22 protein-coding genes and 2 pseudogenes are annotated in these 25,100 nt (G+C 46.2%); 14 read left to right on the top strand and 10 right to left on the bottom strand.

Features of this window, described 5'->3' with window-relative positions; genetic code table 11:
- Positions 1-66 precede the first annotated feature (66 nt).
- Positions 67-981: a LysR family transcriptional regulator gene (locus RIC07_RS16850; RefSeq protein WP_446395544.1), complete on the top strand. Its 915-nt coding sequence runs from the start codon at positions 67-69 to the stop codon at positions 979-981.
- Between the two features lie 164 nt (positions 982-1,145).
- Here RIC07_RS16850 and RIC07_RS16855 read toward each other — a convergent pair.
- A pseudogene (locus tag RIC07_RS16855) lies at positions 1,146-1,559 on the bottom strand (transposase); the annotation flags it as partial.
- Positions 1,560-1,678: 119 nt separating this feature from the next.
- On the opposite strand from RIC07_RS16855, the pseudogene RIC07_RS16860 reads away from it, so the two are divergent.
- A pseudogene (locus tag RIC07_RS16860) lies at positions 1,679-1,846 on the top strand (ISKra4 family transposase); the annotation flags it as partial.
- A 534-nt stretch (positions 1,847-2,380) separates the two neighbouring features.
- On the opposite strand, the gene RIC07_RS16865 reads toward RIC07_RS16860, so the two are convergent.
- Positions 2,381-2,977 carry a Uma2 family endonuclease gene (locus tag RIC07_RS16865; protein ID WP_446395545.1) on the bottom strand — a complete coding sequence of 199 codons (597 nt, stop codon included), beginning with the start codon at positions 2,975-2,977 and terminating at the stop codon, positions 2,381-2,383.
- A 391-nt stretch (positions 2,978-3,368) separates the two neighbouring features.
- Between RIC07_RS16865 and RIC07_RS16870 the strand changes: the two genes are divergently transcribed.
- From RIC07_RS16870 to RIC07_RS16910, 9 genes are all read left to right on the top strand, one after another.
- Positions 3,369-5,255, top strand: a complete 1,887-nt coding sequence (locus RIC07_RS16870) for a phosphodiester glycosidase family protein (protein ID WP_446395546.1) — start codon at positions 3,369-3,371, stop codon at positions 5,253-5,255.
- Between the two features lie 334 nt (positions 5,256-5,589).
- Positions 5,590-6,009 carry a phosphomannose isomerase type II C-terminal cupin domain gene (locus RIC07_RS16875; protein WP_006103117.1) on the top strand — a complete coding sequence of 140 codons (420 nt, stop codon included), beginning with the start codon at positions 5,590-5,592 and terminating at the stop codon, positions 6,007-6,009.
- Positions 6,010-6,201: 192 nt separating this feature from the next.
- Entirely contained in the window at positions 6,202-6,531 is a 330-nt protein-coding gene (locus tag RIC07_RS16880) for a HesB/IscA family protein (protein WP_446376942.1), read from the top strand.
- A 178-nt stretch (positions 6,532-6,709) separates the two neighbouring features.
- Complete coding sequence (gene rpsL, locus RIC07_RS16885; RefSeq protein WP_006103254.1) at positions 6,710-7,081, top strand: 30S ribosomal protein S12; 372 nt, start codon at positions 6,710-6,712, stop codon at positions 7,079-7,081.
- A 205-nt stretch (positions 7,082-7,286) separates the two neighbouring features.
- Positions 7,287-7,757 (top strand): 30S ribosomal protein S7, encoded by a 471-nt coding sequence (gene rpsG, locus RIC07_RS16890; RefSeq protein ID WP_006103261.1) that lies wholly within the window; start codon positions 7,287-7,289, stop codon positions 7,755-7,757.
- Between the two features lie 190 nt (positions 7,758-7,947).
- Positions 7,948-10,023 carry an elongation factor G gene (fusA, locus tag RIC07_RS16895; RefSeq protein WP_446395547.1) on the top strand — a complete coding sequence of 692 codons (2,076 nt, stop codon included), beginning with the start codon at positions 7,948-7,950 and terminating at the stop codon, positions 10,021-10,023.
- A 23-nt stretch (positions 10,024-10,046) separates the two neighbouring features.
- Complete coding sequence (gene tuf, locus RIC07_RS16900) at positions 10,047-11,276, top strand: elongation factor Tu (protein ID WP_446395548.1); 1,230 nt, start codon at positions 10,047-10,049, stop codon at positions 11,274-11,276.
- A gap of 177 nt (positions 11,277-11,453) precedes the next feature.
- Complete coding sequence (rpsJ, locus tag RIC07_RS16905; protein WP_044208966.1) at positions 11,454-11,771, top strand: 30S ribosomal protein S10; 318 nt, start codon at positions 11,454-11,456, stop codon at positions 11,769-11,771.
- Between the two features lie 190 nt (positions 11,772-11,961).
- The gene (locus tag RIC07_RS16910) at positions 11,962-12,603 is read left to right on the top strand and encodes an LON peptidase substrate-binding domain-containing protein (protein ID WP_044208968.1); all 642 of its coding nucleotides are present in this window, start codon (positions 11,962-11,964) and stop codon (positions 12,601-12,603) included.
- 51 nt (positions 12,604-12,654) lie between these two features.
- Here RIC07_RS16910 and RIC07_RS16915 read toward each other — a convergent pair whose 3' ends face one another.
- Genes RIC07_RS16915 through RIC07_RS16930 form a run of 4 tightly spaced genes read right to left on the bottom strand, consistent with a single transcriptional unit; the run spans position 12,655 to position 16,644 of the window.
- The gene (locus RIC07_RS16915) at positions 12,655-13,182 is read right to left on the bottom strand and encodes a pentapeptide repeat-containing protein (RefSeq protein WP_446395549.1); all 528 of its coding nucleotides are present in this window, start codon (positions 13,180-13,182) and stop codon (positions 12,655-12,657) included.
- Between the two features lie 53 nt (positions 13,183-13,235).
- On the bottom strand, positions 13,236-14,024 hold the full coding sequence (locus RIC07_RS16920; RefSeq protein ID WP_446395550.1) for a hypothetical protein: 789 nt from the start codon (positions 14,022-14,024) through the stop codon (positions 13,236-13,238).
- Positions 14,009-15,094: a hypothetical protein gene (locus RIC07_RS16925; RefSeq protein ID WP_446395551.1), complete on the bottom strand. Its 1,086-nt coding sequence runs from the start codon at positions 15,092-15,094 to the stop codon at positions 14,009-14,011. Before RIC07_RS16925 ends, RIC07_RS16920 begins: the two co-directional genes overlap by 16 nt.
- Positions 15,091-16,644 (bottom strand): hypothetical protein, encoded by a 1,554-nt coding sequence (locus RIC07_RS16930; protein ID WP_446395552.1) that lies wholly within the window; start codon positions 16,642-16,644, stop codon positions 15,091-15,093. The genes RIC07_RS16925 and RIC07_RS16930 overlap by 4 nt, the downstream gene beginning before the upstream one ends.
- Positions 16,645-16,798: 154 nt before the next feature.
- Here RIC07_RS16930 and RIC07_RS16935 point away from each other — a divergent pair, with 154 nt between their 5' ends.
- Both RIC07_RS16935 and RIC07_RS16940 read left to right on the top strand, forming a co-directional pair.
- Positions 16,799-18,814 (top strand): hypothetical protein, encoded by a 2,016-nt coding sequence (locus tag RIC07_RS16935; protein WP_446395553.1) that lies wholly within the window; start codon positions 16,799-16,801, stop codon positions 18,812-18,814.
- Positions 18,811-21,114 carry a glycosyltransferase family 2 protein gene (locus RIC07_RS16940; protein WP_446395554.1) on the top strand — a complete coding sequence of 768 codons (2,304 nt, stop codon included), beginning with the start codon at positions 18,811-18,813 and terminating at the stop codon, positions 21,112-21,114. Before RIC07_RS16935 ends, RIC07_RS16940 begins: the two co-directional genes overlap by 4 nt.
- A 283-nt stretch (positions 21,115-21,397) precedes the next feature.
- On the opposite strand, the gene RIC07_RS16945 is transcribed toward RIC07_RS16940, so the two are convergent.
- From RIC07_RS16945 to pheA, 3 genes are all read right to left on the bottom strand, one after another.
- Positions 21,398-21,610 (bottom strand): hypothetical protein, encoded by a 213-nt coding sequence (locus tag RIC07_RS16945; protein ID WP_446367097.1) that lies wholly within the window; start codon positions 21,608-21,610, stop codon positions 21,398-21,400.
- 2 nt (positions 21,611-21,612) lie between these two features.
- Positions 21,613-21,903, bottom strand: coding sequence for a GIY-YIG nuclease family protein (locus RIC07_RS16950; RefSeq protein WP_446395559.1), 291 nt, complete (start codon positions 21,901-21,903; stop codon positions 21,613-21,615).
- Between the two features lie 155 nt (positions 21,904-22,058).
- Positions 22,059-22,922, bottom strand: coding sequence for a prephenate dehydratase (gene pheA, locus RIC07_RS16955; protein ID WP_446395555.1), 864 nt, complete (start codon positions 22,920-22,922; stop codon positions 22,059-22,061).
- A gap of 305 nt (positions 22,923-23,227) precedes the next feature.
- On the opposite strand from pheA, the gene RIC07_RS16960 reads away from it, so the two are divergent.
- Positions 23,228-23,818: a DUF1997 domain-containing protein gene (locus tag RIC07_RS16960; protein ID WP_446395556.1), complete on the top strand. Its 591-nt coding sequence runs from the start codon at positions 23,228-23,230 to the stop codon at positions 23,816-23,818.
- Between the two features lie 101 nt (positions 23,819-23,919).
- Here the strand turns inward: RIC07_RS16960 and RIC07_RS16965 are convergent, their stop codons facing one another.
- Positions 23,920-24,651 carry a ribonuclease HII gene (locus RIC07_RS16965; protein WP_446395557.1) on the bottom strand — a complete coding sequence of 244 codons (732 nt, stop codon included), beginning with the start codon at positions 24,649-24,651 and terminating at the stop codon, positions 23,920-23,922.
- Positions 24,652-25,100: the final 449 nt, after the last annotated feature.

Raw genomic sequence — 25,100 nt, forward strand, 5'->3', positions numbered from 1 at the left:
AATGGGTAGAGCCAGAAAAACACCTGACTGGTGCAAAAAAGCACCAGCAGAAGAGGAGCTTTTGAGATGAACTGGGACGACCTGAAAATTTTTCTAGCTGTTGCGCGGGAAGGGGCCGCCCGGGCTGCCGCTATCAAGCTGGGTATTCATCACTCGACTATCACCCGTCGCATCGAGGCATTTGAATCGACACAGAATACACGGCTGTTCGACCGCCTCCCTAGTGGGTATGCCCTAACAGCTGCTGGCGAAGAGTTACTGCAAGCGGCTATCCGCGTTGAAGATGAAATTAACGGCATAGAGCGTCACATCTTGGGACAGGATGTCCGTTTGCAGGGCAATCTCCGAGTCACGATGCCAGAGCATTTAGCCATCAACTTACTCATGCCAGATTTAGTGCGCTTTATGGAGATATATCCAGATGTCAATCTGCAGTTGTTTATCTCTTACGGTATGTTTAGCCTCAGTAAGCGAGAGGCTGATGTCGCGATTCGCGTAACCGACAATCCACCAGAGCATCTAGTCGGTCGTAAGGTGATTCGCTATCACTGTGCGGCTTATGCATCTAGCCGCTATCTAGAAACCCATATATTGACAGCAGAGGAGGCCAATTGGATTGGCTGGGATTCTCCAACGCCCTACCCAGATTGGGTTAGGCGAAGTGAGTTTCCACACTTGCCGATTCGAGGCCGGATTAATAATGTTCTCGCCCAATTAGCGGCTGCCAAAGTGGGTTTCGGTATTGCCCGCTTACCTTGCTTCTTAGGCGATGCCGATTCTGTATTACAGCGAGTTCCCCCAGGTAACAGTACCCCTTGCCATGATGTCTGGATTTTGACCCATAAAGATCTCGTCTCAACCGTTCGAATCCAGACATTTATGGATTTTATGGCCGATGCCTTTCACCAGAAGCGAGACATCCTAGAGGGACGCGAGGGACAGATTCAGCAGGATTTGATGGGAAAGAGCAATAGTTCTTAAAGTCGATAGCGATCGCACAGCCCATTGCTTCTCGCTTGCTTTTTTTGGGAGGTATCTCAATAGACTGCTTCAGAAAATCGACAAAGACTCGAACTTTGATCGGCACGTAAGCCCGAGACGGATAGACTAACCAAGCGGCGGTGCTAAAGTCTGTGGCCGTTACCTCATAGTCTGGAAACAGCGTCTGACAGCGGTTCTGGCTCACTCTCCTGGGGCTCTGGTGCTGGTAGCTCTGGCTTCAAATTTGTGATTCTAGTTTGACGTTCTTGAGTTGGTAGAAAAAATAAATACAGACCTTTGTCTTGCCACTCTTTTTCTTTAGCTTTAACTTGATAATTTCTGTGGACTGAGTAATTATCAAGTATAATCACTGTATTCACTCCCGTTTCTGCTAGATGATTTTCGGCTTCTTGGGCTTCTACATCCAAAATTTTAATAAAACTATCTTTTCTAAAACTTCCCAAAGCTAAAGCATAATTTAAACTTTTGTTGGCTTCGTATTTTCCCAGAATATTCAGCCGCTTTCCTCGCTTTTTACTCTGAGGAATTGATTTCTGTTTTCCCACTTTTATATAACTGTAACCGACAGTTCTTCCTCTTCCGCCTCAGTTAGCCGGATTTTTAAGCGAGCTGGCATAAAGCGATTGCACCTGGATAACTACTTTTTTTATTTTACGCTTAATTAAGCCCACCTACTTATGATTACTATCAACAAGAATAAATTTGCTCCATTGCCTCTGGAGCTGTCGAATCAACAGTTAAGCAAATTGACCGCCGACTGAAAATTTCCGGAGCCCAGTGGCACTCGAAAAATGTTCCTCAAGTTCTTAAACACCGATGTGCTTACCTCAACAACAGCCTTTAGAGGTTCGATAGCACTTTATGTTCCTACACAATTGACTGGCTCCCGTCAGCCGTAACACACTACTTGCTGTGGTCTTAGTACAAATGTTCCGCAGCTTTGACCTGCTCCCATGGTTCGGAGTGTTACCTGTTCAGAGCCTAGATTGACAGCTTCTGGTACAACCCAATCCACCTTAAAGATTTGCCCAAACGTAGTCTTTTCTTCCTGAACGACCTCGTACAAATTTAATCAAGATAATTAAATCATAACACTTTTTCCTGATTTAAGGACATTGGTCAATTGATCAATGTAGCGGAATTCATCCACTCTCAGGGAAGCCTGTCACCAAGAAGTTGATTTAGCCCAGCTAAAGGGAATTCCTCTCTATGCGATCGCGCTTTGGGTAGAATGTCCCGCTTCATGGTTTTACGCGATCGCTAAAATCCTGCAACACTTTCCTGTACCCGATGCGACTGATTCAACCTGTGCGATCGCGAATTATTATATAGCTACAGGCGCACACATTTTCCCACGATAACAATATACCATAAAACCTTAATTTTGCAGCGCCTTTTGAAATGTTTTAATAGCATCCACATGATTCACCATAGTGATGCAACGTAATAACAAATCTAGATCAATCCCTTTAACCTCCTCACTACTCTTAATCTGTTCATAGTCAAGTGTATTCCCCTCTCCTCGCAGGTGATAAAGTTCCAACACCCCATCTTCCCAAAACCACACTTCCTTGATCTTCAGCCGCTTGTAGATCTCCAACTTGTTGATACCGCCACTGGTAAACACTACCTCAATCGCCAGATCAGGATTGGTTCGACCCGGCGCTAGTTTATAGGATTCATCAGCTTCTCGCTTAACAGCGACTCCTTCACTTTCCAACGTCATCGAACCAGTTGGAGTAAAGTCAAATCCTGCCATCAACAGGTAAAGGTCAAACAATGCACCAATTCTTTCTTTAACAGTTTGATGAGGTTCTCCAGGCATTCGTCGTATCTCCAAAACTCCATCTAAAAAAGAAAGTCGATATCCTGGGCGGTCTAACAATTGCTCAACGGCTTTGAACTCTCTCCAGGTCATTCCCTCAAACAAAAGGGGGGATTCCTTTTTGGGTGTTGCGATCGTGGCTAAAGTCATTTGAGTCTCCCGTTTTTTTTTTCGATTATAAATCAACTCAAAACTGGACAGGTCTGCCACCTACCCTTTATTTGAACTGACTATTTTAACTTACAAGCAAATTGCCAGGGAACCTTTGAGCCGAGATAGCTGTCAACAGCAAAACAGATTGTGTAGAATTTAGCTTTGATTATTGAACTAATTTTCCTAATATACATACAATACAGTAATTAGTTTATGTGTACGTTTAAACATCAATTCATCTCACGCCAAAGCCAAGATTATGACAAAGGGTTTCTCACGGAATAAAGTCAAAATTGTGATAGGAATCTTAGCAATTTGCACTTCATGTCTAGGTTTAGCCGCTAAACGTGTTAGTTGTGCGGAATCCCTAGTAAGAGAGAGTCTAACCATGGGGGAAATTCTGCAACGTTTAGTCGTTCAGTCAACCCTTGAACTCGATCGCGCATTAGTAGAAGCTGAAGCCGTTAATCCCTCGCCTCAGACACCAACTTTCGCTCAAACCCCCACTTTCGCTCAAACCCCCACTCAAGTCCTTGGCACAGGGACAAAACTCTCCTTAAATGGTCGTATACTACCTCTTGCTTGGAAACAGTGGCAGGTTGGGGGAGTTATACGCACGGGTATCAGTGATGTGGGAGTCCAACAACTCTTCGGACTGGAATTGTTGAGTACCCGCAATTGGACGCGACAACCGATACAGTGGTTTTCTAATCCCCTGAGTACGCCTCTGGTTCTCGTGGCTCACCATCGTGATGCTTATCGCTATTTAGATATTACAGAGTTTGCCCAACAGATGGGATGGCAATTTCAAGCCCAAGGAGATACATTAGCGCTAACGTCTGCACCTGCCAGATTAGACAGTATCCGGGAAGAGGCACACCTGTGGGGGTTTAGGATTATTCTTGATTTAGATCGTCCCACACCTTGGCACGTTAGCAGAAGCCCCAGTGAAGGGGTGATTATATTAGACGCGATCGCGAATCCATCCCTGATTGAACAGTTTACCCCCCTGGAGCCTGTGGAAGATGAGGAAGATGAGGGAGATGGGGAAGATGAGGAAGTTGAGGGAGATGAGAAAGATAATGAAGCCTTAGACAATCAACCGACGATCCAAGTTGAAACCAATCAGACTAAAACCACTATCGGGGTTTCGATTCCAGATGGTTTACAGTTGCACGTTTTTAGCTTACCGAATCCCAATCGCTTAGTGATCGAACTTCGACCTGATGCCATGGTGGAAAAAGATATTCTGTGGGCGCCGGGTATCTGGTGGCGTCAGCGGACTGTGACTCTGGGTGATACTCGATTTCCTGTGGTGTGGTTAGAGGTTGATCCCAAAAATCCGCAAGTCAATCTGAAACCGATTTGGAGTAATCCCACAACTCAAGTGGGAACCGCCCCCCTGATTAAAACAGCGCAGTTATGGAACGCTGCGGCTGCGATTAATGGTGGCTTCTTTAACCGCAATAATCAATTACCATTAGGTGCGATCCGCCGGGATGGATATTGGTATTCTGGACCCATTCTTAACCGAGGTGCGATCGCGTGGACGGATCAGCATCAATTTAAATTTGGACGCCTTAGCCTCCAGGAAACCTTAATTACCGCCAATGGAGAACGTTTCCCAATTCTGTTTCTGAATAGCGGTTATGTGCAAGCCGGGATATCTCGCTATACCCCAGCTTGGGGCGTAACCTATACCCCTTTAACCGATAATGAAGTGATTTGGGTGGTGCAGAATAACCAGATTACGGCTCAATTACCTGGAGGAGTCGCTGGAGAGGAATCCTTTGTCATTCCAGTTAATGGTTATTTGCTTACCAACCGAGGGCATGATCCCAGTGCGATCGCTAAATCACTCACTATTGGTACAACCGTTCAGATTGAACAGAAAACCTTGCCGATTGAGTTTAATAATTATCCTCATATCCTGGGCGCTGGTCCCTTGTTACTGCAAAATCGCCAAATTGTGTTAGATGCCAAAGCCGAAAACTTTAGTAATGCCTTTGCCCAACAATCTGCCATTCGGAGTGCGATCGGAATCACAGCAAATGGCACACTAATTATTGCGGCTATGCACAATCGTGTCGGTGGCAGGGGACCCAACTTGACGGAAACGGCACAGTTGATGCAACAACTGGGAGCCGTTGATGCGCTCAATCTCGATGGTGGCAGTTCTACTGGACTCTATTTGGGGGGTCATCTTCTAGATCGTTCTCCTCATACAGCCGCCCGGGTTCACAATGGTTTAGGACTCTTCCGACCCTATAAGTAGGTGGACACAATCAAAGCTAACGGTGGAAATTGTCATTTGTCATTCGTCCTGTGTCCTTTGTAAGGGTTTGAGGCTTCTTTACAAAACTTAATAAGTGTACCCTTTTCGGTTGTCCGACTCCTTTCTTAAAGTTTCGATAAAGCTCAAGCCTCTAAATGTGAAGACTTCCTACAATTTGACGAATCCAGCCTCTAATGTGTGCAAAATCTAAGCTGAATTTGCTAATGTTGATTGTGGTTAGGTTTTGTGTTGTTGAAAACCTGGCAATAGCTAAAAAGCCGATAAAACGTTTTTACACACGATTAATGTCGTAACTATTTTCAGGAGAAATACTATGGTTCAGCAAGCAGTTCCTCAAGATTCGGCGATCACCCTACCCAGATCGTTGACTGCCGAAGGCGCTGCCGCTACAGAACTAAGACCTTGGGGTTCATTTACTGTTCTGGAAGAGGGGCGAGGATACAAAATTAAGCGTATTGAGGTGAAACCGGGTCATCGCCTCAGTCTGCAAATGCACTACCATCGTAGTGAACACTGGATTGTTGTCAGTGGCATGGCGAAGGTTATTTGCGGGGATAAGGAATTATTGATTCATCAAAATCAGTCCAGCTATGTTCCTCAAGGACATGCTCATCGCCTAGAAAATCCGGGTGTTATTCCGCTGGTATTAATTGAAGTACAGAATGGCGAGTATCTTGGCGAAGATGACATTATTCGCTATGAAGATGACTACGCCCGCAGCGAGTCCACCTGACAATAGGTTGGATTGTCTGAAGTAGCTAATACTGCTTACCTGTGCTGTAGTAGCTTGACGCCAAATTTGCTCCTCCCTAATACTAGGGGAGGAAATTTTTTTGCCCCAGGTGACGAAAGTTCTCATCGTCATCAATAGAAGGAGTTTTGGAGAATTGCCTGTGAAGATGATTTGTGACCCAGGACAAAACTGATGATTACACTGAGTCAAGCGGCGACTGATGAAATTAGACGCCTGCAAACCAAGCGCCAGCAACAGCAAGCTCGATTACGTTTAGGCGTGAAGCCAGGAGGATGTGCCGATTTATACTATACTCTGGAGTTTGATGATGCCGTCAGAGCGAGCGATCGCGTCTATGATTGTCAAGGCGTTGCTGTTGTCGTGGATGAGGCAAGCATCAAGCATTTAACTACCCTCACCTTAGATTATTCCGAAGATCTCATGGGCGGTGGGTTTCGCTTTTATAATCCCAATGCCATTGAAACCTGTGGCTGTGGTAACTCGTTTCGAGTTAAGACGTAAGGAATGATCCGAGGTTGAAGGAGTAATTAAAGCACAAAGGACGTAGCTTGCTTCTCGATGAAAGCGAGTATGACCAGGGACAAAAGACAAAAAAATTGACATTGTTGCCTAAAAGTCAGTACAATCAGAATTTGTCAATACTTGCAAACGATTCAAGGAATATCACGCGCCTTAACTCATGCCCACTATCCAGCAGCTTATTCGTAGCGAACGTGCCAAAATTAAGGCGAAAACAAAATCGCCGGCACTGAAACAATGTCCACAACGGCGGGGTGTTTGTACCCGCGTCTACACCACAACCCCCAAGAAACCGAACTCAGCCCTGCGGAAAGTGGCAAGGGTACGTCTGACCTCGGGTTTTGAAGTGACGGCGTATATTCCAGGGATTGGTCATAACCTTCAAGAACACTCGGTCGTCATGATTAGAGGAGGACGGGTTAAAGATTTACCCGGAGTTCGATATCACATTATTCGAGGAACTCTAGATACGGCAGGTGTGAAAGATCGCAAGCAGGGTCGTTCCAAGTACGGAACCAAGCGTCCTAAGTAAACCAAGAGAGCTTTTCTAAATCTGCTAAAACCCTGCTAGACTTACCCATGGCGGTTTGTTTTGGGTAACTTGATCAGGAAAATAGGGAGATGAAGTAATGAAGTGGCTTGCTTTTTTCAAGCAAGTCCTAAAGACTGGAGAAAAAATAATCAGTTCCAGGATAAATAGTTAAATTTGCCGTGTATGTATTTTGTAAAGGCTTACTATGTCTCGTCGTACAGTTGTTAAAAAGCGCCCAGTCCCCCCTGACCCGGTTTATAACAGCCGTCTGCTTAGTATGATGGTGCGCCGGATTATGCATCATGGGAAAAAATCAGTAGCATCTCGGATTATCTATGACGCCTTCAAAATTATTGAAGAACGCACCGGAAAGGAACCGCTAGAGGTATTTGAAGAAGCGGTACGGAATGTCACTCCCTTAGTAGAAGTGAAAGCCCGTCGGGTTGGAGGGGCAACCTATCAAGTTCCTATGGAAGTCCGCTCAGAACGCGGAATAACATTAGCCATGCGCTGGCTGATCCAGTTTTCCCGGAGTCGTCCAGGGAGAAGTATGGCGAGTAAATTCGCAAATGAGCTGATGGATGCGGCGAATGAAACGGGGAATGCCATTCGTAAGCGGGAAGAAACCCATCGGATGGCAGATGCCAATAAAGCATTTGCTCATTATCGCTACTAATTCAGTAAGCTGATGACTGACAGGTAGAAGGAGGCTAAGGTTTAATTCGGCGTTCCGTGAGGAATAAAGTCGCTAGCTGGCTTTTTGAGGAACAAGTAGGACAAATCCCTAAAAAGTTAAACAAAGTATAGAATTGTAAAGAGATAGCAACGCAACGTGTAAACTTGCGGCACAGACGAAGGAGGTAGCTGTGGCACGTACCATCCCGCTTGAGAAAATACGCAATATCGGGATTGCCGCCCACATTGATGCGGGCAAGACAACAACAACAGAACGAATTCTGTTTTACTCAGGAATCGTTCATAAACTAGGCGAAGTCCATGAAGGGACAGCCGTGACCGACTGGATGGAGCAAGAGCGGGAACGGGGAATTACAATTACTGCTGCTGCCATCAGCACGAACTGGCTGGATCACCGGATTAACATCATTGATACACCGGGTCACGTAGACTTCACAATTGAAGTTGAGCGTTCGATGCGGGTTTTAGATGGTGTAATTGCTGTGTTCTGCTCAGTGGGAGGTGTCCAGCCCCAATCGGAAACCGTGTGGCGTCAAGCCGATCGCTACAAGGTGCCGAGGATTGCCTTTGTCAACAAGATGGATCGCACGGGTGCTAACTTTTTTAAAGTATACGAGCAACTCCGCGATCGGCTGCGTACCAATGCGGTGGCGATCCAAATTCCCATCGGCAGTGAAAGTGATTTCCACGGGATTGTCGATCTTGTGCAAATGCGTGCCCGGATTTATACCAATGACCTGGGTACGGATATGCAAGACACCGAAATCCCCCAAGAGGTTCAAGAGCTAGCCCAAGAGTACCGAGTCAAGCTGATCGAAGCTGTAGCTGAGACCGATGAAGCGCTCTTAGAAAAATATCTGGCAGAAGAAGAACTCACCGAAGACGAAATTCGTTCTGCCCTGCGTAAAGGTACAATTACCGGTACGATTGTGCCGGTGCTGTGTGGTTCAGCCTTCAAAAATAGAGGAGTACAGTTACTCCTTGATGGAGTGGTAGACTATCTACCCTCTCCGCCGGAAGTTCCGCCAATTCAGGGACTATTGCCAGATGGGACACCGGACAAGCGACCCGCAGATGATGAAGTACCCCTATCGGCGCTGGCATTTAAAATCATGTCAGACCCTTATGGTCGTTTAACCTTCATGCGGGTCTACTCAGGCATCCTGAAAAAAGGCAGCTACATTCTCAACTCCACCAAAGATCAGAAGGAGCGTATCTCCCGGCTGATTATTTTGAAATCCAACGAACGTATTGAGGTCGATGAGCTACGAGCTGGCGATCTCGGTGCAGCAATTGGTCTCAAGCAAACAACAACGGGTGATACAATTTGTGGCGAAGAAGCCCCGATTATCTTGGAATCGCTTTATATTCCAGAACCGGTGATTTCGGTAGCCGTAGAACCCAAAACCAAGCAGGACATGGAGAAGCTTTCCAAAGCACTCCAAGCCTTATCGGAAGAAGATCCGACATTCCGGGTCAGTATCGACCCAGAAACCAATCAAACCGTGATTGCGGGAATGGGTGAACTTCACCTGGAAATTCTGGTTGATCGGATGCTGCGGGAGTTCCGAGTTGAAGCGAATGTGGGTGCCCCTCAGGTGGCTTACCGAGAAACCATTCGCAAATCCGTGCAAGCTGAAGGCAAGTTCATCCGTCAAAGTGGCGGTAAAGGTCAGTACGGTCATGTCGTGATTGAATTGGAGCCAGGTGAATCCGGTAGTGGGTTTGAATTTGTCTCCAAGATTGTTGGTGGTTCCGTACCGAGAGAATTTGTTTCTCCGGCTGAGCAGGGTATGAAAGAAGCCTGCGAATCGGGTATCCTAGCTGGGTATCCCCTCATTGATGTTAAAGCCACATTAGTTGATGGTTCGTACCACGATGTTGATTCTTCGGAAATGGCGTTCAAAATTGCTGGTTCGATGGCAATTAGAAACGGCGTAACGAAGGCTGCACCCGTGTTACTCGAGCCTATGATGAAAGTGGAAGTTGAAGTGCCTGAAGACTTTCTCGGAGATGTCATGGGCGATCTCAACTCCCGCCGTGGTCAAATTGAAGGGATGGGTACCGACGAAGGTATTGCCAAAGTTTCTGCTAAAGTTCCATTAGCCGAAATGTTTGGTTATGCTACGGATATACGGTCAAAAACCCAAGGTCGAGGTATATTCTCAATGGAGTTTAGCAACTATGATGAAGTGCCTCGTAACGTGGCTGAAGCTATCATTGCTAAGAGCAAAGGGAACGCATAACTAAGAAAAGGAAAACGTAATTCATGGCACGCTCAAAGTTTGAAAGGACTAAACCCCACGTCAACATTGGCACAATTGGTCACGTAGACCACGGCAAAACAACGTTGACGGCTGCCATTACCATGACTCTGGCTTCATCAGGTCAAGCAACCGCCAAGAAGTACGAAGACATCGATGCGGCACCAGAGGAAAAGGCGCGGGGGATTACCATTAACACCGCTCACGTTGAGTATGAAACGGCGAATCGCCACTACGCTCACGTTGATTGCCCAGGACATGCTGACTACGTGAAAAACATGATCACGGGTGCGGCTCAAATGGATGGCGCGATCCTGGTGGTTTCAGCCGCTGACGGTCCGATGCCGCAAACACGGGAACATATCCTCCTTGCCAAGCAGGTAGGCGTCCCCAACTTGGTCGTCTTTTTGAATAAGAAAGACATGGTGGACGACGAAGAATTACTGGAATTGGTGGAACTGGAAGTCCGCGAACTCCTCAGTGATTATGACTTCGATGGAGATAATATTCCCATCGTGGCAGGTTCGGCGTTAAAGGCGCTTGACTCTCTTACCTCTAACCCAAACATTAAGAAGGGTGATGATGAGTGGGTTGATCAGATCTATGCGTTAATGGATGAGGTCGATGCTTACATTCCTACCCCAGAACGGGATGTAGATAAGCCCTTCCTGATGGCAGTTGAAGATGTCTTCACCATCACCGGTCGGGGGACAGTCGCCACGGGTCGGATCGAGCGAGGTAAAGTCAAGATTGGTGACGAAGTTGAGCTAGTTGGACTCCGGGATACGGTCAAGAAAACCGTCACCGGCATTGAGATGTTTAAGAAGAGTCTCGATGAAGGGATGGCGGGTGACAATGCCGGAATTCTGCTCCGAGGTGTTGAGAAGAAAGATATTGAGCGGGGAATGGTAATTGCCAAGCCCGGTTCTATCACTCCTCATACTCAGTTTGAGTCGGAAGTCTATGTCCTCAAAAAAGAAGAAGGAGGACGTCATACTCCGTTCTTTTCCGGTTATCGCCCTCAGTTCTACGTTCGTACCACCGATGTGACGGGAACAATCAGTTCCTACACCGCTGATGATGGTAGCAATGTGGAAATGGTTATGCCGGGAGACCGAGTAAAAATGACCGTGGAGTTAATCAACCCGATCGCGATTGAACAAGGAATGCGCTTTGCCATTCGTGAAGGCGGTCGCACCATCGGTGCAGGTGTTGTCTCCAAAATCCTCAAGTAGCACTGTTCTCACTCAAAAGAGTAGGAGCAGAGACGCTGATGCTGTTCTCTGCTCCTTATTCTCTGTGTTGGCAAAACGTTATGAATTCTGAGTGTTGAGTTCTGAGTTCGGGAACATTCATTCAATACTCAACACTTAAAACTCCTAATTATTTCAGAACCTAGACAACTCAAAAAAATGGCAACGATTCAGCAGCAAAAAATTCGGATTCGTCTTAAAGCATTTGATCGGCGATTGCTGGACACTTCTTGCGAGAAGATTGTGGATACAGCAAATCGCACCAATGCTGCCGCCGTCGGTCCAATTCCCTTACCGACCAAACGTCGTATTTATTGTGTCTTGCGATCGCCCCACGTTGATAAAGATTCGCGGGAACATTTTGAAACCCGTACTCATCGGCGACTTATTGACATTTATCAGCCATCGTCCAAAACCATTGACGCCCTGATGAAACTGGATTTACCGGCAGGTGTGGATATTGAAGTGAAGTTATAGGGTGGAAGAGGAGGAGGGTAGGAGGGTAGAAGGGTAATGCTCTTGCCCAAATCAGTACAGGTAATAGACATGCCATAAAACCGGACAAGATATGAGTTAGTACCGCTTTAATGGATTTTGTGGCTTCTTGTCCCCAAAAAATCCGTTAAAGTAGGTAAAGAAGCGCAGTTACCCTTTTCACCAAGGCACAATGGCATCCTCTTCCTCAATTGCTGTTAGAGAACTTCCTTTGTTTCCACTGCCAGAAGTGGTTCTATTTCCGGGACGTCCTCTGCCCCTCCATATCTTTGAATTTCGCTATCGTATCCTGATGAACACGATTTTGGAGAGCGATCGGCGTTTTGGGGTATTGATGTGGGACCCGGTGCAAGGTCAACCCGCCGCCGTTGGCTGCTGCGCTGAAATTATACATTTCCAGCGTCTGCCTGATGATCGGATGAAAGTCTTAACTTTGGGTCAGCAACGATTTCGGGTTTTAGAATACGTCCGAGAAAAACCCTATCGTGTCGGATTGGTGGAATGGATAGAGGATCAACCCTCTCAAAAAGACTTAAAAGAAATTTCCACATCCGTTGAGCAATTGCTGCGAGATGTCGTTCATCTCTCTGCCAAGCTGACGGATCAGAAAATCGAGCTGCCCGAAGACTTGCCAGACCTGCCCTTAGAGCTATCCTATTGGGTAGCGGGAAATCTTTACGGCGTCGCCTCGGAACAGCAAGCGTTGTTAGAAATGCAGGATACAGCAGCCCGTTTGGAACGCGAAGCGGAAATACTTACCTCCACGCGCAATCATTTGGCTGCCCGTACAGTCCTTAAAGATGCATTTAATTAGCCGAGTTGGTTTTCAGCATCGCTTTTATCTCATGCACAGGAATGGGCGGCGTTATCGGTCTAACCCAATTACACCGTCAAGCGCCGCCCCCCACAAATAAGTATCTTGCAGGTTCGCACCGCTGAGGTTGGCTCTGCTTAAATTGGCAGAACTTAAGTTAGCGTTGGCTAAATTAGCATTCGTCAGGGTAGCACCACTGAGATTAGCTTTCCAAAGATAAGCATTGCTGAGGTTAGTATGACTGAGATTAGCCCTTTGTAAATCAGCATTGCTCAAGTTGGCACTAGCCAAAGCCGTATAGCTGAGATTAGCATTGCTCAAGTCTGCCTGCCAAAGGTAGGCACTGCCCAAATCAGCACTAGCTAAATTCGCATTTTTCAGGTTCGCTTGACTTAGGTTCACTCCCTGTAACTTGGCTCCCCGCAAATCAGCTCCTGCCAAGTTAGCATTGGCTAAAAATGCCCCATTTAAGTTACACCCTCGACATTTTTTGGTAGCCAACAACCGTTGAACCGGATCAGAGTTACCCGCACTTACCGTTGAGGCAAACCCCAAGGATGCCATAAGCAGAGTCGTCATAATTATGCCAATATTGACACGGGATTTTGTCCTCATCTGATTCATAAAACACCTTAATTCGACGAAAAGAAAACTTTGAATTCTAATCCTTGCCCTGATGGTCCTTGAATATGACGAAAACCACCCACAACCAGAGTAAGATTCGGGTTGACTTTCACTTGCACATTCCCCGTCAACTTGGTTAAATCAGTTTGAAGTTCTGCCAATCCATTGGTATTTTCCAATTGGGCAACGAGGGTAATTCGATCCAAAACATTTTGAGAGACTTCTGCAAACCAGCGAATTTCACTGCCTTGAGTGCCCAAAAAATCGCGATACGCAATTTCTGCGGTTAAAATTCCTTGACGCTGACCGAGGGAGTAGATCCAACTTACAGGAAAACGAATTTCTATACCAACATTATCCGTCCCCAGAGCCAAGTTTTGATCGGGGTCATAGCCTGGAGGTAAAATCAAAATACCTTGAATTGCCGTTGCCAAATTGGGATCATTATTGAAGCGCCAACGTACCCCAATTTCTTGGTCAATAAAGCCTTGGTTGCGTAAGGTTTCCTCCCCCACGTCATTTTCGATCCAATTATAGGGACTCTTCCAAATCAGGGTTAGATCATCCTGTAAACCGTATTCAATAAATAATTGCAGTTCTACCTTCTCAAAAGAACCTGCTTCTAACGTCCTGAGTGTAACATCCGTGAAAATTCTGCCCTCAGGTTGGGTGAATCCCCCAGCCCAAGCAGGCGGTGTACTCCACAGTGCCAAGGAAATCCACAGTTGCCCATGTAGGAAAACAGGAAGTAGATAAGAAGCAATTCCCTGACAATACCCACCTAAGTGACTGCCCACGAACCCTCCTGAATAATCGTTTGAAACGTTTGAACGGCGCTTAGGGCATGAACTGGATTTCCTTTGTAAAGTCCATAGTGCATCAGCGAAATTTTGTCAAGTCCTAAACGGGTAACAGTTCTCAGCCATTCAGGTCGCATCATGATTAAAAAATCCTCCGTTACCGTATTTGCCTGACCGCCATTGGGGTGCAACGCTTTAATCGCCGGTTCGTAATGAGAGACCATTAAAGACTTATGGTAATCAGAGAACACTTGACAACACTGGAGAATTTGGGCGGGGTTGCCAGGATCAGGTCCTCTAAGTTCAGAATTGTACTCACCCGTTAGTTTAGGTCGCATAGACTGGAAAGCAATCCCATCCATTTGCTGCATAAACTCTCCAAAGGGGGGAATCATGCTCAGTCCTGCCCCCTTAGCGGGATCATCAAAGGTAACAATCCATCCTCCCCAACTCGGAGCAACCCAGGCATTAGGGAGCTGTTGTTTAATAATCTGGCGGGCTTGCCGCATATTTTTCATCAGCGCCTGGTAATACTCCGAGGTATCTTGATTGTAGGTATCTGCCGGAATACGCCAGTAGGAAAATTCTGTTGCCAGAGTCCAATAGGTTGGTTTATCTTGGGGATTTGCCTGACGAATATAGCCAGCCAGTTCTTCTATATCACTTAGAAATTGCTGAGAAATGTGATACTCCCCTGTGGGTAACTTGGTATCATCTTCCCAGGTAATCACTTGCAGAGTATAGCCTTGCTGGAACCAGTTTGACAGCAAACCTTGCTTGTGCCATTCTTGCCAGAAACTCAAATCTCCTTGTTTGTGGTCAAAACTGTTCAGCCAACCGGATAAAAACTGAGGTGACAAGGCTTGGGCAATCGTTTTGACCAGGCGATCACTTTTAACCTCTGCCAAAAATCGAGCCGGATCTTCACCAATACCCAATTGCCATGGTGAAGGCGTTGGTGCAGAATTTGGAGAAGACACCGAAGACGCACATCCTTTGCTTAACGCTAACAGCACAGGGGCTGTCAGTAAACCTTGGATAAATTTGCGGCGAGAGTAACGAGTCATGGGGAGTCGAGACGTTGTAAGAGTCGGTAGTAGGGGGTTTCGAGTAGTGATTTAAACTGAGATAACGGCATTACTTCTTGACGAATGGGACGCGGATCTGCCAATTGGCTCCAGAATAAACTGACCTGATCCCAATGATGTATCGGCGATTGTGGTTTTGAGACCACAATAAACTCAGCAAACAACTCCGGCTGTTGTAAGGCTGGGATAAACTCATACTGGTAGGGCAGGATAAAGTAGCGGGGGTCATTGATTTGGTAAATAATTGGAAAATTGATCGCATCGTCCATTAAAACTCGCTGATTAGAACGCAAGTTTTTGTACAACACGTTCGCGATTTGACGCTGATCTTGATGACGTTGAACCCATTGCTGCACCAACAACGATTGGGGCAATTTTTGTCCGGTTAATTGGCGCCACAGTACTGTTTCTTCGGGGAGAGCATGATTATTTTGTAGCCAAAACCCACTGCCAATCCAACTGATAACGAGGACGACGGTAAATAACCCCTGTTGCCAAGCTTTCAGGGGTGGAGCTTGCTGCCAAATTAACGGCAAAAGTCCGAAAAATAGACCTAAATAGCTAATTTCACGCCGGAGTGTTTCCTGCCATATAGCTAGAACAATCAACAGGATGGGCAAGACAGCAATTAGGATATTCACCCACCGCTGTTTAGCTTGCCAAAACAACCAGACTATACCGAGGAGATAAGCCAAAACTAGGGGCAGAATTCTTGTCAAATCCAGCAGCAAACGGGAATCGAATTGCTGTAATAAAAATTCCGTTCCCGGCAAGTGGAATCCACTGTAAGCGCTATTAAAAAACTGGAAGGCATTTCCGGTAAACTGCCAGTTAAGATAAAGCCAAGCGGCGATCGCCACCCAACTCATAAACAGGGTTACGAGAATAGCGGTTCCCCGAAACCCCCACGATTCTTTAGGGAAAATTGCCAGGAGAATCGCGATCACTAGGGGAGTGATAAACCAGGCTTCATAACGCACCAGCATCAGGATAGCCAGAGCAAATCCCATCAGGACGAGGACTAGACTCATGGGTAATTTCATCGTCTTCGGTTGCGCGATCGTCCAACTCAGCCCCATGATACCCATGACCAAAAGGGTGGTGATCACCCAGTTCGGACTTCGCAACAGCATCAAAGCAAACGCTGGATTGAACACAATTAAAGCAATCCAAAGTCGGCACCAGATTTGAGAAATGGGTAGACTGTCAATTGTACGACTAATCAAGCCAACCAACAGCGCTCCTGCCAAGACTTGCAGCGTAATCGGAGAACCAACCGCTACTGTCCCATAGACCAGTACCGGAGGGAAGACAAAGCCAGTGGCTTGTAAACGGGGTTCTGGACCATAAAAAACCTCTAGAGCTTTAGCTCCAAAAAAAGCCATTTCTTCAGCGAGAAAACCTTGAAAATCCAGCCAAACCAGAATCGCGCTGAGTATAAATAAAGCTAATACACTGGCTTTCCAGCTAATTAAGCGGTTAGACATCCCCTGACGCCATAGAAACATAACTGCTCGAAATTCTGGCATACCAACTGGAGAAATTGCCAGTATAAGCTCCTCGCTTTACAAAACTTTATAAAAAATGCTTGGGCGAGAGGAAAAACCGTGCAACGATAAGTATAAAGAGTAACACGAACTGATTTGTATTCCTCATTCCAGCATCTCCAGCCATCATTCCTTCATGAGCGATCAACTGACCCTAAACCTTAGCTGGATTAATCATCTGGGACTCCAGGGATTAGCTAGCCTGAGCATCTGGCTGGGTTATAGTCCATTATCTATGGCACTACCTCCGGAAAGGGTTTCCCTACAGCGATTGGGCTACGATAGCTCCATTGTTCTCAACGGTAGCAATCCAGAGTTTAGCATCACCGTTCCTGTGTTCCCAGACATCGATCCCGACCAGAGTTTCGTCCGTTTACGTCTAGAACCTGGGGCAAACCTAAATCACTATTCATCCGTGGGATTGCGACTCAATGGCGAACTGGCTCGAACGGTTTCGGTGCGATCGCTGCAAGAACAACCATTGGTTACCCTACCTTTAAACTCCCTACCCCCAAGCACATCGTCAATTACATTGACCATCCTGCCATCCTTATCCATAACCGATAATCCCTGCCAGGATCTAGCTACGGGGAATTTATTCCTCACCTTGGGAAAAGATAGCTTTTTTCAGCTCACTCCGGGTTCGACGAGTGATAGCCGTGATCCGATCCAGGATTTCTTTGAACCCTATTATTCCCAAGTCGTCTTATCCGTTCCGCCAAATCTTAATCAAGAGCAGGCAGAACTTGCCTTGAATTTATACAGCCTCTTAGCCTATAAGTTTGGCAAACATCAAGTACCTGTAATTTGGCATCAAGGACAAAAACTAGCATCTGAAGCTGGCGAACAAGCCCGGGTCATTTTGCACAAGGAACCCACAGAGTCTGACCTAGAACGCCAGGGAGCGACACTTAAAATAAAAGCCACACCTCAAGCATTTGAACATCTCATTGCCCAACTTAAACTCAATCTAGCTATCCCGGCTTCAGAACCGCTATCGTCACCTCAAAAGCGGACTTTCTCAGAGCTAGGTTTTCAGGAGGTGACCCGGCAAGTTCTGGGTAGCCAAACCTCCCGATCAACCTTTACTCTGGCGCAGATTAAAGCCAAACCTGAACAGTTGAAAGCCCGACTCAAAGCCAGCTTCAACCCAGTAAATTTAAAAGGAGATGCTCACTTCGCCGCTCTGATTTATTTCAACAAGACTCTCATCCAAACCTACAACCTGAGAAACCAAACCCAATTAGACGCCCATTTTCCCCTACCCACCCATCGCCTCGCCCCCACGAATACCCTAGAGACCGTTTTTATTTATGACCCAGGGGAAGTCGGTTGTCAAAGCCAGCCCAAACCAATATCCGTTCAAGTGCAAGGAGATTCTTCCTTAACGTGGCAAGGCAATCAGGATGCCACGGGCAAATTGAGCGATCTACCCCATCATGTTCTCCAACCTGGACAGGTAATTGTTGATACTCAGCAACCCGCTTTACTAGCGAGTGCAGCTTATCTGTTGGGTGTCATGAGCCATCAGGGTCAACAACCTGTTTTTGCCCACCTACTTGAGGCAAAGTCCATTCAAGATTGGTCTAATCTACCTGCTAATCCCAGAGGTGAAACACCGGGGTGGCGATTAATTGCGGCATCTGTACCCACCTCTGATCTACCTGTTCCACTCCAGTTCCAAGGTGGCTGGGAAATCTATAACCCCTTCAATCGGCAGTCTCTGCAAACCGTAGCTGCCAACGACTCCGCCGCGATTCTCCAATCGTTTATCGCTCAAGGTATTCCTACCCTTTGGCTGACTCGGATAGGTCAAGCGGATCAGGTTGATTTAGTCAAACAACTTAGTCTAGCCCTTGCCAATCCCCGCACTCCTTGGGCAACTCACCTCAGTGGCAATGTCGTCACCTTAACCGATTTTGGCGGTATCCAATCCTGGAATGTGAGCGAGGGCGGACTGCAAACCAATGCGATCGCGTCCACCGATTCACCTCTGTTCCTACAGCGCTATGCGAGTCTCCTATTTACCCTTGCTCTGATTAGTGGCGGTGTCGCCGCTTGGTCAACCTACCAACGCCTGGGTCGCCCTCCGCAAATGATTTCCAATCAACCTTTTCCTTCAGAAACGACTCAAGACTCCGAGAAACGATGAAGCAATTCTCAACAAAGATGATCGCCGCTCTCTTGGCTAAGGGATATCTAACTCGACCCCAATTGCATCGGGTCAAAGAATTACAAGCTCAAACCTCTTGCTCTTTGGGAAAAGCCTTGTGGAGTCTCAATCTAGTCAGCAAAACTGAATTTTTGACATTAGCCAGTGCTGTAACCAATTTGCCAACTCTTACCGAGTGGTTAAAGTCTTCCGGCAATGTACTAGATTTCAGCTTGGCAAAAGCTTTCAAGACACAAGAACTGATTCAGTGCGGTTTCTTTCCCTGTCACTGGCAACCCGAAACCAACCATCTCGTCGTGGTGGTTACAGAAGCCGACAATCAAACTGTCCATCAGACAATCCAACGGGTTTGGCAGCAAGCCCAAGTACAAGAGATTCTAGCGACAGAGGATCAGCTTCTCAACCTGATTGTCGAGAAAAATTTGCAGAACCAACTGTTACAGGAAGGGCAGTTAACCCTGGCTCAATGGCAAGAGGCTCAAGCTCTCCATGAATCAACTGGTTCTTCCTTGGGTTCAATTCTCACTCGTTTAAGTTACCTGCGTCCAATTGACTATCTTCAAACCCTCTCCCAACTCACGGATTTTCCGATTTTTTCCCACTTAGTTGGCACAGATTTTCTGAGTATCGATTCTCATTTGATCCAGTCTTTCGACCCACAAGTCCTAATTCAAGATTTATTTTTTCCCATCGCGTGGTTAAATGATCATACGATTATGGTCATGGTGCAAGACCCCCTTGATCTAGAAGTCGAAACCAAAATTTATGCCCAAAACCCCGGTGTGGAAATTGTCAAGGTACTGGGAACCGAAAGTGATATTACGGTAATGGTTGATCGCTTCTACCGCAAGGATTTAACCCAAAAAGCGATTTACCAACTCTTGGCTCGTTCACCCAAAGAATCGGCTGCCCGTGTGTTTACCGCACCGCAAATTTTACTCGGTTATATTGGATTCCTAGCGCTGTGGGCTGGGCTGATTGCTAACTGGCAAGCCACATTGGTTTTTTTGCTGATTGCGGTTAACTTCTTCTTTGTGGTATCTATTCTGTTTAAGTTTAGTCTCAGTATGATTGGTTCTTTTGAGCAAACTCGTCAAATCACAGATCAAAACATTGCCGAATTAGACAACCAATCATTACCCGTTTATACCATTCTTGTCCCCGTTTATAATGAGCCAGAAGTTATTCCGATTTTGCTCAAAGCCCTGAGTCAGCTTGATTATCCCCAAGAAAAACTGGATGTTTTACTCCTTTTAGAAGAAAAAGATTTAGTCACGATTGAAGCAGCACGAGCGGCTAATCCTCCTCGCTATGTGCGCTTTATCTATATTCCGGATAGCCAGCCGAAGACTAAGCCGAAAGCCTGTAACTATGGCTTGGCATTTGCCAGGGGAGACTATCTGACAATTTACGATGCGGAAGATATTCCTGATCCAGACCAGCTTAAAAAGGCAATCCTGGCATTTAGAAAAGGTTCAAAGAGCTTAGTCTGTGTCCAAGCGGCGTTGAATTACTTTAATCGAGATGAAAATTTCTTAACTCGAATGTTTACCCTGGAATATTCCTATTGGTTTGACTATCTGTTACCCGGATTAGAAGCCTTGGGATTACCCATTCCTTTAGGCGGAACCAGTAATCATTTCCGCACGGATCGCCTGCGAGAATTAGGAGCCTGGGACCCTTTTAATGTCACCGAAGATGCGGATTTAGGAATTCGTGCCAGTCAACGAGGGTATACTGTCGGTGTGATTAACTCTACCACCTATGAAGAGGCGAATTGCCGCTTCAAGAACTGGATTCGGCAGCGATCGCGCTGGATCAAAGGCTATATGCAAACCTGGTTGGTTCATAATCGTCATCCTTATAAATCTCTCAAAACTCTCGGTCTAAAAAACTGGCTATCTTATCAATTTTTTATTGGCGGACATATCTTAGGATTTCTTTGTAGTCCAATTCTCTGGTTATTATTGTTGGCTGAACTGATCACTCAAGCTAATTTTATTGAAAAACTCTTGCCAAGTTGGATGATTTATATCTCCTTATTTAACTTGATTTTTGGCAATGCCATTGGCATTTATTTAAATATGATTGCCATGTTTCGGCGCAAATATTACAAGCTTTCATTATATGCACTACTCAATCCACTTTACTGGCAACTCCATTCGATGGCTGCTTATATGGCACTTTGGCAGTTGTTTACCAAGCCGTTCTACTGGGAAAAAACCCTGCACGGTATTAGTAAGTTCACGAAGCCTTCATCGGTGAAAATGTCTACATAAAAAGGATGTGTCAGGAACATAGGGGCAAGGATAGAATACGGCTTATTATTTATTCTTCAATTAGTGCCATTGAGTCAATGGGTAAGACACTGTAGCTACCAAAAAACCATTTGGCTGCCCGTAAGTAGTCGGACAAAAGAAAACGGCACGCTTATTAATTTGTGTAAATTGACCTCAAACTCTTACTATTCCCCATTCCCTAATCTCAACCGTTAACTTTAATTGTGTCCACCTACTTACAGTCCTTAAGGACGCATTTAATTAGGGCTTTTGAAACAAGCTTTTAATACCTGGGTTTGCAATCCGAAAAGCCCAAACATTCACTATCAAGGAACCCAGCTAGTGCCATTTCCAGTACGGCTTCGATGGGATACTCAATCTGGGCAGCCCGTCGTTCAAATGCTTCCCTGATGTGAGCCGGCAATGCGACCAGGATCATGCGAGCGGCCACCGGGCTAAGATGTTCAATTGTTTCCTGTTTAACAGTTGGTTGCATGGCTAGTCCCTAGTTGGTATGCGGACATTGAAAGGTGGTTTTGTCATATTCAGGATAATCCCTTCTAGCTCTGATGATAGCGATTGCCACTGGATAAAGTCGAGGGTATGGGTGGCGATCGCCACATCCCGATGGTCATAGTCCGCCAACCATGCCCAAGTGATGGATTTATGCCCACCCCGAAACCGTTCTTTGATGTCCTGCGCTTTGCCGACATAGAGTAACCCGTCTAGCCGATGACGTACCGCATAAATTCCAGGTTTGGTTGTCAGTCCAGCAAAATCTCTGGTAATGGGACTGCGCTCAACCGTTGTTCAATATCAGACATCAGCCGCTAGATTTCCTCCCTAAGCTTGACATATTTGTCGAATTGTGTGCCTAGATCGCTGGTCTAGTCATCTAAGTCATAACGTCAAATACTTTACAATACCATTTTTCCACAAGTCTCTTACTCCTCAATCAGTGCCATTGAGTCAATGGGTATGACACTGTAGCTACCAAAGATTTTCAGAATTTCTGTATGAGAGGCAGCTTCTGAGAGTGCCTCTTGCACCAACGGTGTAGAGGCATCGGCTTCTAAATCAATAAAGAAAAGATACTCACCTAGCGATCGCTTGGTTGGGCGAGACTCAATCCGACTCAGGTTAATCTCTCGCTGGGCAAAGGCTTGCAGAGGTTTAACTAAGGCTCCCGGTACATTGGCGGGGGTGCTAAAAGCCAGGGAGGTATGACTACCCCCAGGAGCCGATTGCTGACCCACAATCCAAAAACGAGTACAGTTGTCTGGATAATCATTGATAGCTGCCGCCAGGATAGGTAATTGATAAAGCATCGCCGCCCGTTGAGATGCGATCGCACCTGCTGTATAGTCAGTATCCAGATGCTGTAAGGCTTCTGTGGTTGAGTTTGTGGGTACGAGTTGTACCAAGGGTAGACTGTTTTCTAGCCACCCTTGACATTGGGCAAGGGCTTGAGGATGAGAATAAACGGTTTGGATTGCCTGAAGACGAGATGCCCGTGATAACAGGGCATGTTGGATTGGCAAAACCAATGCCTGTTGAATTTGTAGTTGATCCAGTTGCCACAAAGTATCCAACGTAATCGTGACACTGCCTTCTATAGAATTTTCCACAGGCACCACCGCCAAATCCGCTTGCCCTTTGGCGACGGCGTGCAGAGTTTGGGCAATGCTGGGATAAGGACATAACCAGGGTTTTAAATCACATTCACGGGTAAGAGTGCGACAGTAAGCTAATGCTGCCGCTTCTGCGTAAGTCCCTGGTGGTCCAAGATGGGCAATTGAAATTGACATAAACTGCGCTTTAGTTTATAATATAAAAATTTATTTGTCCTCAGTAATGAGATTTAAGAATTTCCGTCCTTAGGACTAAACCGTTGCTCTGATCGAGGCACTGAAAGTCTTCTATAGGAAGATAACGGTTGGCGAGCATAATTTCTACAATCGGAGTAAGGATGAAGTTACATGCTGTAGTCTCATTTACGAGACTCGCTCATCCCCATAACCTTAAAAAATTTCCCCCAGTTATGTAAATAAACTTTATTAAAGTAAGATTAACTTTAAGAAACTTAGACAAAACCCAACGTTGCTCTCACCCTATGACCAGCCAGTTTACTGCATCCCAATCCGTAGAACTTGCCGTACCCGAACAACCCATCCCGATTCAGCACTATTTACGTCAACCTCAGCGCCTGGTACACGCGATCGCTGATCCGAATCTGATCGAGCAACTGAGTCCAGAGCAGTTTCGCCTAAAGATGCGTCCATTGAATTTTCTGTCGTTAACCTTTCAACCACGAGTCATTCTCAAAGTTTGGGCAGATGGTGACGGTACAGTTCATCTGCGATCAGTAGATTGTGACATTCCTGGATTAGACTACATCAATCAACGCTTTACCCTGGAGGTCAAGGGAAAACTCTATCCTGAGCAACAGCAAAACACCACTCGGCTCAAAGGTAAGGCTGATTTAAAGGTTCGGGTGGATATTCCCTTTCCTCTATCGATGACACCCCAACCCATTATTGAAACAACCGGAAATGGATTACTCAAAAGTGTGTTGCTGCGAATTAAGCAGAAATTAATGCATCAACTGCTATTGGATTATCGGCAATGGGCTAACGCGGATCGTCAAACCCTTAATCAGCCTAACTCTCAGCATCTTGCACCCGCTGATAATCCCACCATTTAGTCATTTGTCAGGGAACAGGGAACAGGGAACAGGGAACAGGGAACAGGGAACAGGGAACAGGGAACAGGGAACAGGTAAGGTAGAGTGTTGAGTTAACTTCCTCATCTTCCCATCTCCCCCTGCTCCCTCTTTCCCTCTGCTCCCTCTGCTCCCTCTGCTCCCCCTGCTCCCTCTGCTCCCTCTGCTCCCCCTGCTCCCTCATTCCCCTCCCCATCCTTGAGTTGACACGGACGAAAGGAAAGGCGATGCTGGGGCGAAGGACCCAACTGTTGGAGGGCTAAACGATGTCGTTGAGTTCCGTACCCCTTATTAGCGGCTAAGTCGTAATCGGGATACTTCGTCGCTAAACGCTCAATTAAATCATCACGCCAGACTTTTGCCACAATGCTAGCCGCTGCGATTTCCAGCGATCGCTGATCTCCTTTAATCAGACTTTTTTGGGGTACAGGTAAGCCTACCAATGCCTGTCTCCCATCAATCAAACATAAATCAGGCTGCACTTTTAACTTAAGCACAGCCCGTTTCATTGCCAACAGAGAGGCTTGTAAGATATTAATTTGGTCAATTTCAGTACTGGTGGCATAACCAATACTCCAATCGACGGCTAACTCTTGAATCTCTTGCGCCAATTTCTGGCGTCGTAGACGAGTTAATTGTTTACTATCTTTCATTCCAGAACCAGCCAAATTGGGCAGAGTCGATGCGGGTAAAATAACAGCTGCTGCTACAACCGGACCGAATAAAGCGCCACGCCCAACTTCATCGACGCCGGCGACCAATTTGCGATCGCCCGATAGTTCCGGTAGTTGACAATAGTTAGCTGAATGTTCCATTTTCATGGATTCTTGAGAATCAACTTAAGGTGAATGATACTGAAATTTTGGCTGGTGGGTTGAGCGAAGTCGAAACCCACCCTACGGTATATCAAGGGTTTCGGTGATCCAAAATAGCTTATTTCAGTACCATTCAACCTAAGGTAAAAACCAGTACTGGCAAGCCTTGAGGTATGTATCCGTACCTCCAAATGAAAAAAATATTCCACTTCCCTCTCCTTGTAGGAGAGGGCTAGGGAGAGGGAAAGGGGAAGGGGAAAGGGGAGGGGTCTAATGACCAGCAGTATCCAAGCCTGGGAGAGGGGCTAGGGGTAAAGAACTGTAACCAAATCTCTATAGACATCTACGCAAACCTAATCAAAATGCATAGCTATAACCATCCTTACGGTGAATCGGTGTGCAGTAATCCAATCGGGTTGACCTCCTTTTCTTGTCGATAACGAACTCGC

The sequence above is a fragment of the Coleofasciculus sp. E1-EBD-02 genome (genome assembly GCF_040218245.1).
Taxonomy (GTDB): Bacteria; Cyanobacteriota; Cyanobacteriia; order Cyanobacteriales; family Coleofasciculaceae; genus Coleofasciculus.